This window comes from endosymbiont GvMRE of Glomus versiforme, from assembly GCF_003546845.1.
Window position 1 is genome coordinate 22,781 of the sequence record NZ_NWVA01000005.1, and the last position, 13,813, is coordinate 36,593.

General features: G+C 29.6%; 14 protein-coding genes. 2 read left to right on the top strand and 12 right to left on the bottom strand.

The features are described from left to right. Positions 1 to 10: 10 nt before the first annotated feature. The 7 genes from GvMRE_RS08740 to GvMRE_RS08770 all read right to left on the bottom strand — a co-directional run bounded on the left by GvMRE_RS08740 (position 11) and on the right by GvMRE_RS08770 (position 2,882). Positions 11 to 400, bottom strand: a complete 390-nt coding sequence (locus GvMRE_RS08740; protein ID WP_147410815.1) for a hypothetical protein — start codon at positions 398 to 400, stop codon at positions 11 to 13. Beyond that, a complete protein-coding gene (locus GvMRE_RS08745; protein WP_342766882.1) occupies positions 387 to 734 on the bottom strand; it encodes a GIY-YIG nuclease family protein in 348 nt (115 codons plus the stop codon). The genes GvMRE_RS08740 and GvMRE_RS08745 overlap by 14 nt, the downstream gene beginning before the upstream one ends. Further along, positions 661 to 1,410, bottom strand: coding sequence for a hypothetical protein (locus tag GvMRE_RS08750; protein WP_147410817.1), 750 nt, complete (start codon positions 1,408 to 1,410; stop codon positions 661 to 663). Before GvMRE_RS08750 ends, GvMRE_RS08745 begins: the two co-directional genes overlap by 74 nt. A gap of 48 nt (positions 1,411 to 1,458) precedes the next feature. Next, positions 1,459 to 1,854: a type II toxin-antitoxin system PemK/MazF family toxin gene (locus GvMRE_RS08755; RefSeq protein WP_147410818.1), complete on the bottom strand. Its 396-nt coding sequence runs from the start codon at positions 1,852 to 1,854 to the stop codon at positions 1,459 to 1,461. A gap of 1 nt (position 1,855) precedes the next feature. Continuing rightward, entirely contained in the window at positions 1,856 to 2,146 is a 291-nt protein-coding gene (locus GvMRE_RS08760) for a hypothetical protein (protein ID WP_147410819.1), read from the bottom strand. Positions 2,147 to 2,257: 111 nt separating this feature from the next. After that, on the bottom strand, positions 2,258 to 2,596 hold the full coding sequence (locus GvMRE_RS08765; RefSeq protein ID WP_147410820.1) for a hypothetical protein: 339 nt from the start codon (positions 2,594 to 2,596) through the stop codon (positions 2,258 to 2,260). A gap of 1 nt (position 2,597) precedes the next feature. Then, entirely contained in the window at positions 2,598 to 2,882 is a 285-nt protein-coding gene (locus GvMRE_RS08770; RefSeq protein WP_147410821.1) for a DUF2207 domain-containing protein, read from the bottom strand. A 43-nt stretch (positions 2,883 to 2,925) separates the two neighbouring features. Here GvMRE_RS08770 and GvMRE_RS08775 point away from each other — a divergent pair, with 43 nt between their 5' ends. Then, positions 2,926 to 6,396 (top strand): AAA domain-containing protein, encoded by a 3,471-nt coding sequence (locus tag GvMRE_RS08775; RefSeq protein WP_147410822.1) that lies wholly within the window; start codon positions 2,926 to 2,928, stop codon positions 6,394 to 6,396. After that, positions 6,353 to 6,667 carry a DUF559 domain-containing protein gene (locus GvMRE_RS08780; RefSeq protein WP_147410823.1) on the top strand — a complete coding sequence of 105 codons (315 nt, stop codon included), beginning with the start codon at positions 6,353 to 6,355 and terminating at the stop codon, positions 6,665 to 6,667. Before GvMRE_RS08775 ends, GvMRE_RS08780 begins: the two co-directional genes overlap by 44 nt. Here GvMRE_RS08780 and GvMRE_RS08785 read toward each other — a convergent pair. From GvMRE_RS08785 to GvMRE_RS08805, 5 genes are all read right to left on the bottom strand, one after another. Beyond that, positions 6,664 to 7,425 (bottom strand): restriction endonuclease subunit S, encoded by a 762-nt coding sequence (locus GvMRE_RS08785; RefSeq protein WP_425451144.1) that lies wholly within the window; start codon positions 7,423 to 7,425, stop codon positions 6,664 to 6,666. The genes GvMRE_RS08780 and GvMRE_RS08785 overlap by 4 nt on opposite strands. Further along, complete coding sequence (locus GvMRE_RS08790; protein WP_147410825.1) at positions 7,374 to 9,524, bottom strand: HsdM family class I SAM-dependent methyltransferase; 2,151 nt, start codon at positions 9,522 to 9,524, stop codon at positions 7,374 to 7,376. The genes GvMRE_RS08785 and GvMRE_RS08790 overlap by 52 nt, the downstream gene beginning before the upstream one ends. 13 nt (positions 9,525 to 9,537) lie before the next feature. Beyond that, complete coding sequence (locus GvMRE_RS08795; RefSeq protein WP_147410826.1) at positions 9,538 to 11,163, bottom strand: class I tRNA ligase family protein; 1,626 nt, start codon at positions 11,161 to 11,163, stop codon at positions 9,538 to 9,540. A gap of 165 nt (positions 11,164 to 11,328) precedes the next feature. After that, positions 11,329 to 11,769, bottom strand: coding sequence for a PepSY domain-containing protein (locus GvMRE_RS08800; protein ID WP_147410827.1), 441 nt, complete (start codon positions 11,767 to 11,769; stop codon positions 11,329 to 11,331). A 379-nt stretch (positions 11,770 to 12,148) separates the two neighbouring features. Continuing rightward, complete coding sequence (locus GvMRE_RS08805) at positions 12,149 to 13,750, bottom strand: ABC transporter ATP-binding protein (RefSeq protein ID WP_147410828.1); 1,602 nt, start codon at positions 13,748 to 13,750, stop codon at positions 12,149 to 12,151. Positions 13,751 to 13,813 lie beyond the last annotated feature (63 nt).

Below are 13,813 nucleotides of genomic sequence, written 5' to 3' on the forward strand. Positions count from 1 at the left end.
ATATGTTTACTTAAAAAGTTAAAGGAGAAGAAGTCTTTTTTTCTACTTCTTTATTCCATTTTCCTTGGGAAATAAAGCAAACGAATATTTGAGATTTATTGGAGGATAAGATATTTAGTAATTTACGGTCAGTTTTGTCTTTAATTAAATGTTCGCCGCTGGTATCAATAGCAACAATATTATTCTTGTGCCAAACCAAAAAATCAGGATAAAAGTTTTGGGTAGAACCACGAGTAATTAAAGGAATAGCATAACCACTACGGGAGGGATTGCGACACCATTTTATCGGAAACTTGTCTAATTCTTGGGCGAATTCAGATTCTAATTTGTTTAGTTGCGAGGTGATTATTTCTCCTTTTCATTTTTGGATGGAGGAATTTTTAAACTTATTTATTTCCACCAGTGCCATTATAACCCTTATCAAACGCATTAAATTCCTCAATTTTTTGTTTTTCTAAAGCATCTAACTCATCTTTTGTTTGACAAGGAATATATTTATAACAAAAATAATCACCAGCATCTCAATCTCTCACAAATTTAACATTTCTAACCTCGCCACTTGAAAAATGCTGATTTAATCTTACACCTAAACTTTTAGCCTGCCCTACATAATATTTATCCTTTGTTTTATTTCGTATAATATAAACTCCTTTTTTATCGTTAAGATAAGAAAAAGAAAAGTTGGAAGAATGCCTTAAATCCTTTCAACCATCATCATTCTTTATATCAATAATTTATTTCCTTGTTCTTTGTTTCTCTATACAAGTTTCAATTAAAAGAAATAATGTTATCCATTCTTTTATTAAATGATGTTATTTCTCCTAAAAGAAGAGAGTTTTCTTGGTCAATTTTTATTTTATGACCCGCATTCCACTCTTTGTTATTTTTATTAATTTTCTTGTTTAGTGAAGCATTTTTTTCACTGTTATAGCCGATAAATGAAAGACCAAAAGTAAAAAAAGCAAAAATTAAGCGAAGTCAAAAGTTGCTTGGTTCTTCATTAAAATCTGTTTTTTTAAACTGATATGTCTTTTTTTCATTGTGATAATTGCGAATGCGTCGTTTTGTAGTATTTATTAAACTTAAAATTCTTTCTAACTCTAATTCTTTTTTTCGTCATTCTGGAATTATCGAAATCTTTTCAATAATAGACAAAATAAAACGTTTTTCTAAATCTAATTCTAAAATGTCTTTATTCACAAATCTTATGGGGTTAATTACCTTATCAAATTTTTTTATTACTTTTATTCTTTCTGAATAACCCTCATATATTGGAGTTCTAGCATAATTTCTCTGAACATATCTTGCTATTTTTGGAGTTCATGTATAAAGTTTAATGGTGAAAGATAATTTATTAGTTCTTTTATCAAATGAACAATTAGTCATTCGGATTTCTTTACTTTCTTTCATAATATATGTTATAATTTTACATTATTATAAATGTTTTAACCTTGTTTTCTAATTTTCTAAATTAAGTACTATTTTTAAGGCCTTTTTTACCTTTTTCATTATTTCTGGACTGACTATTCCAAGACATTGCTTATCTGCTAAACGCAGTTTTTTATAAATAGTATGAGGATAATTACATAAAAGTTTGCTGGGAAAATCCAAGCCAGTTTCAGGAGTATTTTCAATAAAAACTTCAAAAGGCTGAATGTCCTCAATATCATCGGTGGTGGTTGGGACTACTACTATTTTATCATCAAATTCATTCTGAAAATCATTGCTAACTACTAAACAAGGACGATAAGGTTTAGAAAATTCTTTTAATTTCTCAAACTTTACTAATCAGATATCGCCCTCACGGGGAATGCTCTGTGTTTTTCCTTCTTTGGAAAAAATTTTGCTACTCATACTATTTTCTTTTCTTTCTCGCGGAGGAAGTATTATTGTTTTCTTTCCTTCACATATCACTAATAGTTTCGTCTCAGATTTCCATTTCTTTTTGATTTTTTTTATTCTGGGCTACTTTCTTATAGCCAGCAATGAGTTTTTTTTGAAATTCCTCTTTTTTGTGCTGCTCTTCTCTTTTAATTTTTTCCTCCACTGCTTCACTCACAAAACGACTAATTTTTGGTCCGGCTACTTGGCGAAGTTTGTTATAAGTTTTTTCGGGAAAATAGATATTTGCGTTGCGTCCTGCCATAATATTATATTTTACTTGCTTAACTAGGCAATGAGTTTTTATTAATTAAATCTATCTTTTTCTAAATCAAAACCAAAATCTAATAAAATACTATCCGGAATTTGGTAAAAATTAACAATATAACTGAGCATAAACATGATAAGGAGTTTTTAAATTATTATTCTTGGCTTCTTGAACTATTTTTTCGTAAACTTTTTTGATAAAATTAGCATTTTGATTAGGTCCGTTTCAAACTAAAAAAAATCTTTCATTATTGGCATTTTTAGCAATTAAATAATTATATTTTTGGTCTTTAAGAACTTGTAATCCTTGATATTTTTGTTGGTATTTATCAATTCGGCTAGCAATAATGGTATCAATTAATTCGGTTCTTTCCATTTGCAAAATGGCTTGGTTATTTATTTGTTTATCTAAAGTAGTAAATTTAAATCCTCCTGGTAATGGGTTCATTTTATTTTATAAAGGAATTTCGTAAGTAAAAAAATACTCCGATTATAACTATTAAAAGAAATAAAGAAACACCAAAAAGTCAGTAATAAAAAGTTTTCAATTTCTTTTCTAATGTTTTATCTATTTTTTCTTCAATCGATTTAGTTAATTCGGTTTTTATCTTTTCTAAGTCATTAATCTTCTCTAAACGCTGTTTTTCTTGTTCCTCATTCTTTTGCTTTTTTAGATAGTTTAAATCATTTTCTAAGTCTTTTTTTAATAAATCAAATAAATTCTTTTCATTCATAATATAACATTTTAGCCTTTAAAATACTTTTAATAAAAAAACAATGGAGTTAGAAAAAACAAAAAAATTACTAGGACTAAGAAAATTAAAAGATAAGTTACTAAATCTAAGCCCTCTTTATAATCGAAAAATAAGATTTTATACTAGCGAGCGTTTAACATGAGATTTGACTGAATTGTTTGCTAACAATGACCCGAAATTGATTGCTAATTTTTCCTCTTTGGTTTTAAATTTGTTAACTAATTCCGAAGAAAAAAAAGAAAATATTTCGTTTAACTTGGAGCCATTTTTTCAGCCATTAACTTCCCAAGAAGTTTTAAAATTTCAAAAAAAAATAATTCATCTCCAAAAGAAAAACTTGGCCGTTCAGCAAGAAAAAGGATATAAGGTTCTTTTTTTGGGAGTTATCTTTGTGCGGGGTTATTTTTACAGTAACAAAAATATTCTTCGTTTAGTTAATGCTCCTTTGTTTTTGCTTCCTTGTAATTTAGAAAAAGTTAAAAACTTAAGTTTAGTTTTTGAGTCAGAAAGAAAGATTAATTATAGTTTGCTTTACTACTTACAAAAAGAATTAGGTCTAGCAAAAGAAAAAATTACTGATTTTTTAAGCAAATTGGAAGGTAGCGACCAGAAACAAATGACTACCGACCAGAAAAGTTATTTATTTTTTCTTAACAACGAACTTCAACAATTAGTTTCTAGTAGTCAAGTTAAAATTAAACCTTTGTCAGTAGAAAATAACTTGGCTTATTTACCCACTAAAAGACAAGAATTAAATAATTTTTTTCCCGAACCATTCATGAAATTAACTTTGAAGAATAAACCAGAAAATTATCCTGAAAACCAGTTAGAAATAGCTAGTAATTTTTGTTTAACTATTGACGACGAACCAAGTTTAAGTCTGTTCCGTGATTTTGAGAAAATTATTGAGGAATATTCCCAAGATAAAGGAAAAAAAATCAATTGGTCGCAGTCGGCTCTGAGTTTGTTAAAGGGCGAAACCGAAAGCGTGCTTAGTTATCCGGAATCCAAAGAGAGTAGCCAACCAGCAAAATATCTCTATACTCCTTTTGATAGCGACCCCTCACAAACTCGAATTTTAAAAGTAATTTTTCAGGACTTTTCGGAAAATGCTCTCTGCATCGATGGTCCACCCGGAACAGGAAAAAGTCAGTTGATATGTAATTTACTTGCTAATGCTTTGGCTTATCAAAAAAAAGTCTTAGTAGTCTGTGAAAAAGAAGTCGCCTTAAAAGTTCTTTATGATAAGTTAAGTGAAATTGGTCTCAGTCGTTCAGTTATAAAAATAAATGAATTGGCTCAAACTCTTCAAATCTATCGGGATATATTAAACCATTTAGAAAATAATAACCAACAAGAAAGAACTAAACAATATGATTATTTTAACACCAAACAAATTGCCGATTTAGAGGAAAAACAAGCCTCTAATTTAAGAAAGATTGCTAATTATTGTAAAGTAGAAAATGGATTTCAAAATAATCACCAAATTTCTTTACAGGAAGTTTACTTAAAATTTAATCGGAAGCACCAGTTATCTCCAATATTAGTTGAACTAAATAAAAACGTTCTAAACAGGAAACAATTAGAAACTTTAAAATCTGATTTAGAAAATTATATTAGCAAATTTAATAGAATATTTATTTCCTGAAAATCAATTTGTCTCCAATTAAAAGACCTATTTTTGAATAATTTCTGAGAGTTTGAATTTAATGAGGACAATAGAAACAATTTCCAACAACTAATTAGTAGTATTTTAAAAGAGTTAGAAGGAAAAAAAACCGAAATTAATTTGCTAACCCGAATTTGACGAGCAAACTTTTTCCATGAATATAGTAAAATCCATAATTCTTCCTATTTATTGGAAACTAAGTTAAAAGAATTAGAGGAATTACGAGCCGAAAATAATTATCAAAACTTTTTCGCTTTTTTACAAGTAGAAAAGTTTGTTGATTTTTGACAAAGATGTAGTGATAAAGAATTTTTACTTACTATCCAGCAATTTATTTCCGAAGAGTTTTTAACTATTGGTGAACTTCATTTTGCTCTAACTAAATTCAGTTATAACACTAGAAAAAATATTAATTACTTGCTCCGAAAAATTTTGCTTGACCAAGAATTAAACTATTTAAATAGTTATAAAGAAAATCTCGAGCAGTCGATTTATTTTAATTGAATAAAAGAAGTAGAAAATGAAAATAAAGAAATTTTAGCCAACTGAAATCAAGACGAGCTAATTAGAATCCAGCAAGAACAAAGAGAAATTACGAGAAGAAAAAGTAGTTTGGTAAAAAATATCTTGAAAAAACAACAAAAAGAAAACTTAAATAAATTATCTTCCAACCAATCTATTAAAAATGAGTTAAGCAAAAAAAGAAGAATTACTTCTTTGAAAAAACTTTTTCCATTATTAGTTGATTATTTTCCTATCTGATTAACTACTCCCAAAGTTATTGCGGCGATAACTAACCTACAAAAACCGACTTTTGATTTTTTGGTTTTTGATGAGGCTTCCCAAATGCCCTTAGAAAAAGCCATTCCCCTCTGAGCCCGAGCCAAGAAATGTATTGTTATTGGTGATGAGCAGCAATTACCACCCACTGATTTTTTTAAAAGTCATTTAGAAACTGACGAAGAAATTTGAGAGCAAGAGGAAGAAGAAAAGGAAAAGTTAACTAGCGAACAAAAAAGTCTTAACTTGGAAATCGATGACTTAGAGAAAAATAGTAATTTGCTAAGTTATGCTAAAAAATATGCTCGTGGCAGAGAAAAATTAACTTTATTGTATCATTATCGTTCTAAATATCCCGAATTAATTGAATTTTCTAACCAAGCATTTTACAATGGTATTTTACAAATTGTCTCCGCCAGCGAATTAAAGAAAAAAAACTATCTACCTATTGAATATCACTATCAAGAAAAAGGACTTTGAATAAATACTGAAAATCAAACGGAGGCTCGTTATATTGTTGATTTACTAAGAACTCTTTCATCTGATAAAGAAGTTGGAATTATTACTTTTAATGCCAAGCAACGAGATTTAATAACTGATATGATTGGAGAGGGACACAATTGCAAAAATCTATTTATCAAAAGTTTGGAGGAAGTTCAAGGAGATGAACGGGACATTATTATTTTTTCGGTCGGTTATGGACCTAATGAAGAAAGAAAAATAAGGCTTAATTTTGGTCCTCTAATAAACGAAGGCGGAGAAAAACGGCTCAATGTTGCTATAAGTCGAGCCCGTGAAAAAATAATTATTGTAACTAGCCTCTTACCAAGTGATTTAAGCCGAATTGTTGAAGAAGATGAAAATCGTAAACTAGGACTTAAATTGTTCAAAAAATATTTAGAATATGCTTATTACTGTGGAGAAAAGCAGTTTGAAAAAATTCAAGAGATATTAGAAAAGTCATTACCAAAAATAGTTAATACTTCTCTTTATGAAAAAAATGAAGAGCAAGGAGAATTTGGTTCGTTATTTAAAGCAAAATAATGGTTATGAAATTCATCGGCAAGTAAAAAGTATAGGTTATCGTATCGACTTGGCAATTTGGAATAACCAAATTCAACAGTATATTTTAGGGATTGAGTGTGATGGTGAATATTGACATGGTAAATTAGAAAACATTGAAAGAGACATTTATCGGCAGCAGTTATTAGAAAATAAAGGTTGAAAAATAATCCGTATTTTATCCCGCGATTGGTGTCGTAATAAAGAACAAGAAATCACCAGAATTAAAAAAGAAATAAATAAATCCTCCTAATTATGCCAAAGGTTATTTAAAACTTTTTCTTCCTTGTGTTTAAAATAATCAATAATTTCTTTTTGGATTATCACTATCTTTCTTTCTTGTTCTAGTTCAATAATAACTTTTTCTTGCTCAGTAAGATTGGGAATTGACATTAATATTTCTTTGAGAGAGTTAGCGTTAAATTGGGGTTGGATTGTGCCTTTGACTAACTCTTCCACTTGTTCTCAATATTCTTGGGATTTAGTGAAATATCAGTAATATTTCGGCAAGATAATTTCTTTATTAAGGTTAATCCTTATCAAGTAAGAAGCGAAAATTGCTTTTTCATTACTTTCAAAAAGGGCAGTTTTTCCCACAGAACCTATTCGAGCCATAATGATATTGTTTTCTTTCAACAAATATTTTTCTTTATCTTTACTTTCTAATAAATTAGCATATTTTTTATCTTTATCTGAAATATTTCCGTAATCATCTATGTCTGTAATTCTAATATATCTAAATTCCCCTTGCTCGCCGGCAGTGGTAGTATATCCATATTCAAAAGTGGCAATTTCTCCCAATTTTCTAGTCTTTGTCGTTCCATAAGAGAGAGAGAGAGAGAGAGAGAGACGATTATTGAGATTATCGATAATTTGTTGCGAATTTTTAATGTTTTGTTTGATTTTGGCTAACTCTTCTATTACTTTTTCTTGTTCTGCTAAGGACGGAACGGGGATTTTTATTTTGCAGAAATTAGCAAAGTTAAGAGTAGGGCGAGCAGTGCCGAGTAAATTTGAGCCTGCTTAATAAATTCCTCTGATTGAAACAAACAAAAAAGATATTGGGGGAAAATTTTCTTTTCATTCTTTACACGGAAAGTTATATAAATCGGACTAACGCAGCCGGTTTTTTGACTGGAATTAAAATTAAAGGCACCTTTGCTAACTCGAATTGGGTCATAAGCGAAAGAATTAGGCAAAACTATTTTATAATGACTGGTATTTTCAGAAGCAATTCTTTCACTAAATCTTTTTTCTTGATTAATAAAACCTTGACCGCGAGTTAAACTTCAAACCGGGGCTTTCATTTTATTTTTAATATTTATTTCCTCGACTAATTCACTTAAATTAACCATTTCATTTTTGCTAGAAAAATCGAATTTTTGGTAAATGTTGGGAATACTAACATAATTATTTTGTTTTATTTCCTCAATGGCTAACTTTTGAAATCCCACTTTCAACTTTTCTTCTTCACTGCTATCTTTAAACTTTCAAAAAATATCCAAATCATTTTCACCATTTTTTTTCTTTCTTTTGGTATCAAGAGTATAGCCATCATTTTTGATGGTATAATGTCAAACATATTTTTGTTCTCGAGGATAAGTTAAATAGAGAATAGTGGCTTTGGCATTGGCATAAGGTTTAAAAGCTCCTGCGGGAAGCGAAATAATATACTTCACATAATAATTGGTGTAAATATGCTCTCGCAGTTTGGTGAACTTTTTGTCAAATAATATTCCTTCCAAAGTTATTAAAACAATTCTTCTATCTTGATAATTAGGATTAACCGCGTCTAAGCAATGTTCGACACATAAACTATTCCCATTACCTTTGCCTAAAAAATAAAGGTCTTGATATTCGTCAAAAGGACCTTTTAAAGAAAAAGGCATATTGGTAATAACTAAGTCAAATTTTCCCCGCACTGGGTTTTTTAAACTATCTAATCTTTGAATGTTATTGTGTCCGTCGCCGGTTAAAATCATATTCATTTTGGCAACCCGAGCCGTTTTAGTAATTTCACTGCCAAAAATACTTTCTTTTTTTAATTTCTTTAACTTTTCTTTGTCGTTTTTTGGTATTTTTTCCGCAATATGACGAAAAGCCTTAATTAATATTCCTCCAGTGCCACAAAAAGGGTCATAAACAGTTTCGTTAATGCCCGGATTGGCTAATTTTACTAAAAAATCTACAATGTGCCGCGGAGTAAAGTATTGTCCTAAGTCTCTTTTTTCAGTGGCTAAGGATTCTTTAAGAAAGTATTCAAAAGCGTCTCCTTTAATATCTGATTCAATATTGGTTAATTGCAAAGGAGTAAGCTTGTCAATAATTCTTTTTAAAATAGCGGGATTTTGAATTTGGAGAGGTTGAAAAATATCTTGACCGTATTTTTTTTGAAAACAGCAAAATTGCTTTTCTTCGTGTTTGCCCGGGCAGGTTAAAGCGTTATTAATGTAGTTCAACAGTTCTTCACCTTGCTTATCTTGAAAAGAAGTTCATCTTAGTCGTCAAGGAATTATTTTGCTTGGCGAGCGTCTTTTGTCTTTTTCGTCCTGTTCTTCTTGCTCGCTCAATAATTTCAAAAAAAGAATACTGCAAAACTCACTAAATCTCTCGTCGCCTTGGGTCAATCCATCTGCCCTTAACTGATTATTAGCAAAACTAAATACTTGAATTAACTGTTTTCAAGAAGCAATGACAATTTCTTTTTGGGGATGGTATTCATTTTTATCAATAAAATTGCCAGCGGTTTTTTCATCCAGAAAAAAATCTACTTCTTTGCCGTTGTAATATAAGGGTTTGCCACTGGCTAAATGAAGAGTTTTAATTATTTTATTGCCAATAACCACATAAGCAATAGGAGCCTGTCGTTCGCGGGCATATTTTTTAACTTGTTCCCAAGTTTCGTTCAAATCTTTGCCTATTCTTTTGGCTTCAATAACAATCAAAGGATTAGTTCAGTCTTTCGGAATAAGCACATAATCAGAACGTCCTTTGGCTTGATAATGTTCGTAATAAACATTTTTATTTGGTCCGAATAGTTTTCACCCTTTTTCTTTCAACTTAACATCTATTCATTTTTTAAAATCTTCTTCGGTTAATTTAAATAACATTTTTAATTAAATTTTACTTTTTTTGTTTTTTCAAAACACACCAATGAGAAACACCACTATCAAATCAAACATCCATAATATCAGTTCCTAGTTTAGTATTTTTATTAATTAGTTGGGGAAACTTTTCTTGTAATGGTGGTAAAATTGTGCCATCAAATCAACAATCAGAACCATTTTTTTCAAATATATCAGCAATATAATCAATAATTTCCGGAATTAATAAAGGTTCGTCATTATTAAATAAAACTGGAATAGGAACTCCTCATTTTCTTTGGCGAGAAATACATCAATCACCACGACTGCTAATGGCTTGTTTCATTTTTTCTTTGGTTCAGGAGGGATATCATTTTACCTTTTCAATATTTTTTAATAAATCCGGTTTAATTGTTTGAATATTAATAAATCATTGTTTGGTTAAACGATAAATTAACGGACTTTTATCTCGTCAATCATGGGGATAACTATGGCTAATTTCTGCTTTTTTTGCTATTAAATTCTTTTTTTCTAAATCAGTAATAACATACTTATTAACTTCTGAATAATGTTTACCAATCAATTCAGGAACAGCAATTTTTTCATTAAATAAGCCATTAGGTTCTAACGGGCATTCAATTGTTAATTTTTCCTTTTTTGCTGCCATAAAGTCCTCCATTCCAAAAGCAGGTGCTAAATGGACTATTCCTGTTCCTTCTTTTTCCTCAATAAAATCATTACCATCAACAATATATCCTTTTATGTCTTTCCGATAAGGATGAAAATAAGTTAATCCCAACAATGTTTCTCCCAAAAATACTTTTTCTACTTTTATTTTTTTTTCATTTCATTTTTCCAAAAGGGAAATTTTGCTTTCTAAAATTAGCAAGTACTCGTCATTATAATTAATTAATGCGTAAGAAGCCTTTTTTTTGACGGCTACTAACTGATTAGCCGGAATAGTTCAAGGCTGGGTGGTTCAGACAAGTAGACTAACATTTTCTTTACCAAAAAAATTATCCGCTAACTTAATTTTAAAATAAAGCGAAGTATCTTTTTTTTCATAATATTCTATTTCGGCTTCTGCTAGGGCTGTTTCGTGTCCGCAGGACCAATGAATAGGACGATAACCTTGGTAAATTAAATTTTTTTTCACCATTTCTCCAAAAATTCTTAATTGTTCGGCTTCATACTCTTTTTTTGAAGTAATATAATACTTTTCAAAATCAGTAAATAATCCTAATTTTTTTAATTGTTCTCTCTGGATTTGTGCTTGCTCAAGAGCAAATTGATGACAAACTGGTCGCAAATCTATTTTTTTATCCTTATAAATTTCGAGCATTTTGTGTTCGATTGGTAAGCCATGAGCGTCCCAACCAAGTAAAAAAGGAGTATAATTTCCTTGTGAAGCCTGAAAACGGATAATAATATCTTTAATAATAAAGTTTAAAAAATGCCCGATATGAAGTTTACCATTTGCGTAAGGAGGACCAGAATGGAGAATAAAAGAAGGTCCTTTTTTATTTTCTTCTAACAATTTTTGATAAACTTGGTATTTTTCTCACTTTTCACGAATTTTGTCTTCGATTTCTTGGTGGTTAAGATTTTTGAGAGGAAAATTTGTCTTGGGTAAAAAAAGAGTATCTTTGATTTTTTTTGGGTCCATTATAATTATTTTTGTTAATTAATGGTCAACTTTGGCGAGAACTTTTTACTAATATTTAACTAGGTAAAAAAATTTCTCACATAACTAAATATTAGAAGTGTAGGCAACCAGCAAAAAGCAGCCTAGGTTTTGTTTTTGCTGGAATTTGGGAAAGTAGAACAAACTTTATTTTCTTTTCTTTCACCACAAAACAAATCCCACTATTCCAATAACAACCAACACAAAAACTCCCATTCCGATTAGTCGACCAGTTTTTCAAGGATGGAGAAGCCTTGGTTCCTCAACTAAATAAACTTCTCCTTCTGGTTTTTCGGCAGTCTGACGACTATCAAACCCATGAAAATATTCATAGTCCACACTTGGAGGTTCATGGAAACTGATTGCTTTTTTTATATCCCTTCACAATCCAATATAGAGTTCTATTTTCACAGTTAGTCTGTATTCTTTACCGTCTTTTTCAAGAATAATTTCTTTTTCGCCCTTTCCTGTGCTTCCTTGCTGCTCAATTTCTATTTGTATTTGCTTTTTGCCAAATTCAATTACTTTACCATCACTTTTTCTTTTAAATTTTAAGTCAGTGAATTCAAAAGTTTTAATTTCTTTCATTTTTATTAATCAAACGCATTTGTTCCTTGATATACTTCGCCATATTCTACACCAACTAGTTCTCATGGTTAATTCTTCATCACGGCTAGTTAACCGTTTTGTTTTTTGTTCTAACCAAATCTTAAACTAAACGCACCTACTGGTGCTGGACTTTTCTGCCACTGGTAATAAATAATCATTTTCAACTTTTCATATTTTTTTACCTTTATATATATATTTTACACCAAAAATCTTTTTTTATATAATTTGGTTCACCAAATTTATAAATTTTTCTTTTCCTCTATATATAATGAATATGCGTGCGCGAGTTTAAAAAAGAGGGGAAAATTTAAGGTGAATTTTTGTGTGATTTTTGCCCAAAAATTCCTATTATATTTGGTTACTTATTAACTTTACCTCTCGATTTTTTATCTTGCGAATTCTTAAATAGCACGGGTTCTTTTGCTGACATTACAATTACTAATTTCTTTTGGCCAAGTGCTTCTATTTTTTTCCAGAAAATACTTTCGTTATCTTTATCAAGATTGGCATTTGCTTCATCAAAAATATAAATTTCTTTTTCCTTTTTAAGTGTCTCTTGTAAATCAAGTAGTTGAGTTTGTCCAGCAGACAGATTAGTCTTGATAAGATTTTGGGATTCAGCATAAGCAATCTTATTTCACCATTTTTTTAAATTTAACTCGTTAATTTTATATTTTTCATTAATAATAATTTCTCCTCCTATTGGCCTATAAAGACCAAAAAGCATATTAACAATAGTAGTCTTGCCAAATCCATTAGGAGCTTGGAAATAATTCATTTTTCCTTTCTCAAACACCAAGTCTAATTTTTTAAACACCGGTTTGTTTTCTTGGTAAGTAAAGGAAATTTCTTTTAATTCTATTTTGATAACTTGTTCATTAATAGTTATGTTTTTTTGGATATCATTTCTTTCGGGCAAAGCAAAAAAATTGCTTAAATTCTTTCGAGTAGAAGAAAGGTAAGAATGCTTTCTTATTCCTTTTATTAGGTAATTAAGAGGAGTTATTAATCTAGTAAACAATCCAAAGACAACAAAGTCGTTAGCACCAGGGACAAATATCAAAACAATTAGTAAAAGAAAAAATTTGTTCAAACGAATTAAATGAGTAAAAATTGTTCTGTAAAGGGAATTAAAAAGAGCTTCATTATTGGCTTTTTTTTGTGTGGTTTGCAAAACGTGAGTGTATTTTTTTAGTGAGTCGTTTAACAACCCTTTTTTGATAATTAACTGTCGATTGTTAATTAGTTCATTTTCGCAATCCGTTTGTTTTTCAATTGCTTGTTGCAGCTTAGACCTTTTTTGATAAATTTGTCGATTAAAATACAATAAAAGCAAACTCATTAGGCCAAAATAAATTAGACCAGCCCAAATTGTTGCTTTATTAGAAGCAAATTTCATTTCATAAAAAACAAAAGCCAGAGTCAAAAAGAAAATATAAAAACTATCGAAAAAAAAAACGAAATGAGAGCCCAACTCTTTTGATCAATTATAGATAATTCCAAATGATTCTTTTTCTTTTCCTCCGGCTGCTTTTTCTTCTAATTTAAATAATTTATTGATACTTTTTTTTTTGAGGTCATTGATAACTTGATTAGCAAAGAAACGACGGTAATAAATTGAAAATAGAAAAAAAAAGCAACTTATGGCAATAAAGAAAAAGGCAAATAGTAGATAATTTTTTCAGTTTTCACCAAAGTTGATTAAGGGCTTTTTTCCAAAAGAGTAAAAAGTATATTTAGTAGATTCTTGGCTAAGTTCTGGTTTTAATAAAGAATAAATTTTCTCAGCCCCATTTTTGATGAGAAGAAGAAAAGAAACAGTGCTGATCGTGGCTAGAAAAATCAATGCTATTATTTTCTTTCAGTAATTTTTAACAAATCACTTTCAACTGATGTTAATTTGGTTTTTAGTAGGTTTTTTTTCAAGATAGTCTTGATTTGTTTCTGAAAAAAATCCCATATTAATCAGTTTTAGAAAATTTTGTTTTCCAAGATTATTACTCGGTTACAAACTTTTTGGATA